The 2,190-nt window shown below is 71.9% G+C and carries 1 protein-coding gene; it reads right to left on the reverse strand.

Annotated elements, in window-relative coordinates; translation table 11 throughout:
* Positions 1–220: 220 nt before the first annotated feature.
* On the reverse strand, positions 221–2,104 hold the full coding sequence (locus tag ACKUB9_RS34210; RefSeq protein WP_410824389.1) for a TRAP transporter large permease: 1,884 nt from the start codon (positions 2,102–2,104) through the stop codon (positions 221–223).
* Between the last annotated feature and the right edge of the window lie 86 nt (positions 2,105–2,190).

The raw sequence follows: 2,190 nt of genomic DNA on the forward strand, positions 1-2,190 counted from the left end.
GACATGGCGGGTCCTTCGGGCAAGGCGTGGCCGTTCGGTGCCGCCGGGGCGGCGCCGCTGGCATCGTGACGATGGCGAGGGGCACTGGCTGTCGCGCCGCGACGGCTCTCCCGCGGGAGGCGCGAGGCGGCAGGCTGGGGGCGACGCGGACGCGCTCAGGACACGCTGCGCCGCGCCCCGCGGGGTGGCCGAAGCGGTCACCGCTTCGGCCGGCGAGGCTTCAGGGCGTCGCCAGGAAGCCGATCGAGATCCAGGGGACCAGGATGACGACCACGAGACCCGCGACCAGCGCCAGCATGTAGCCGACGATCGGGCGGATGCCCGCGTCCGGATGGATCCGGCTGATCGCGCAGGCCGCGTAGTACCCCACCCCGAACGGCGGCGCGAACAGCCCCACGCCCATCGCCAGGATCACCACCATCGCGTAGTGCACCTCGTGCACGCCCACCTGCCGGGCGATCGGGAACAGCAGCGGGCCGAACAGCACGATCGCCGGGATCCCCTCCAGCACCGAGCCCAGGATGATGAACGCCACCGCCGAGACCAGCAGGAACCCGAGCGGGCCGCCCGGCAGGCCGGTCATCAGCACCGCCAGCTTCTGCGAGAAGCCCGATTGCGTCAGCGCCCAGGCCATGCCCGTCGCCGCCCCGATGATCAGCAGGATCGCCCCCGACAGCGAGGCCGTGGCCACCAGCATCGGGTAGAGCCGCCGCCAGTCGAACTGCCGGTAGACCAGCAGCCCGGCCAGGATCGCGTACAGGATCCCGATCGTCGACACCTCGGTGGCGGTCGCCACCCCCTCCACCACCGCGGCCCGGATCACGAACGGCAGCGCCAGCGCCGGCACCGCGATCACCAGCGCGCGGCCGATCTCCCCCCAGGTGGCGCGCCGCACGTGGCTGAGATCCTCGCCCCGGTAGCGCCACCACACCAGCAGGCACAGCGTGATGCCCAGCACCAGCCCCGGCAGCAGGCCCCCGGTGAACAGCGCGGTGATCGACACGCCCGTCACCGAGCCGATGGTGATCAGCACCAGCGAGGGCGGGATGGTCTCGGTCTGCGCGCCCGTGGCGGCGAGCAGCGCCACGAGGTCGCCCTCCTTGGCGCCCCGCGCCTTCATCTCGGGGAAGAGCACCGGGGCCACCGCCGCCATGTCGGCGGCCTTGGAGCCGGAGATGCCCGAGACGAGGTACATGGCACCCACCAGCACGTAGTGCAGGCCGCCGCGCACGTGGCCGAGCAGGCTGGCCAGGAACCCCACCATGGCGCGGGCCATGCCGGTCATCTCGATCAGCAGGCCGAGGAAGACGAACAGCGGCACGGCGAGCAGGATGAGGTGGCTCATGCCCTCGTCCATCCGCCCCACCACCACCATGGCGGGAGCCCGCGTGGTGAGCATCAGGTAGGCGAAGGTGGCCAGCCCGAACGCGAAGGCGATCGGCACGCCGGAGAAGACCAGGGCGCCGACGCCGATGACGAAGAAGATGACGAGGTTCCAGTTGCCGAGGGTGCGCAGGGTCGGCTCGGCGAGCAGCAGGCCGGCGACGACGAGGCCGGCGAGCACGAGGGCGCCGAGCGGGGCGCGCCAGTCGGGGCTCTCGGCGAGGCGCAGCACCGAGATGGCGAGCATCAGCACGAAGCCGACCGGGAGGGCGGCGGCGCGCCAGGCGTTGGTGATCTCGAGGGCCGGGGTCTGGACGAAGATCTCCTCGGCGGCGAACTCGTAGGCGGGGTGGAGCAGGAAGCCGATGAAGACGAGGCCGGCCACCAGGGTGATGGCGTCGAGGAAGGCGCGGGTGCGCGGGGAGGCGAGGCTGACGAGCGCGGTCATGCGCATGTGCTCGGCGCGGCGGTAGGCCACGACGGAGCCGAGCATGGCGAGCCAGAGGAAGAGGATCGAGGCGAGTTCGTCGGCCCAGACGATGGGCTGGTGGAAGACGTAGCGGCTGACCACGCCGGCGAACAGGACGACGATCTCCAGCACCACCAGCACGGCGGCCGGGATCTCGACCATGTGGCCGAGCGCGTCGTCGAGCCCCTTGAGCCAGGCGCGGCGCCCGGTGAGCGCCGGCACGGCCGGCGTCTCGGCGAGTTCGAGATGCATCAGATCCTCCCGTCAGGCCAGTTTGCCGGAGGCGGCTTCCAGGTGGCCCCAGGCCGCGTCGCCGAACTTGGCTTTCCAGTCCTTGT

It is taken from the genome of Methylobacterium oryzisoli (assembly GCF_046557895.1).
GTDB classification, from domain to species: domain Bacteria; phylum Pseudomonadota; class Alphaproteobacteria; order Rhizobiales; family Beijerinckiaceae; genus Methylobacterium; species Methylobacterium oryzisoli.

Coding starts and splice junctions, on each gene's coding strand:
- ACKUB9_RS34210 (WP_410824389.1), bottom strand. CDS start 2,104: ATGCATCTCGAACTCGCCGAGACGCCGGCCGTGCCGGCGCTCACCGGG.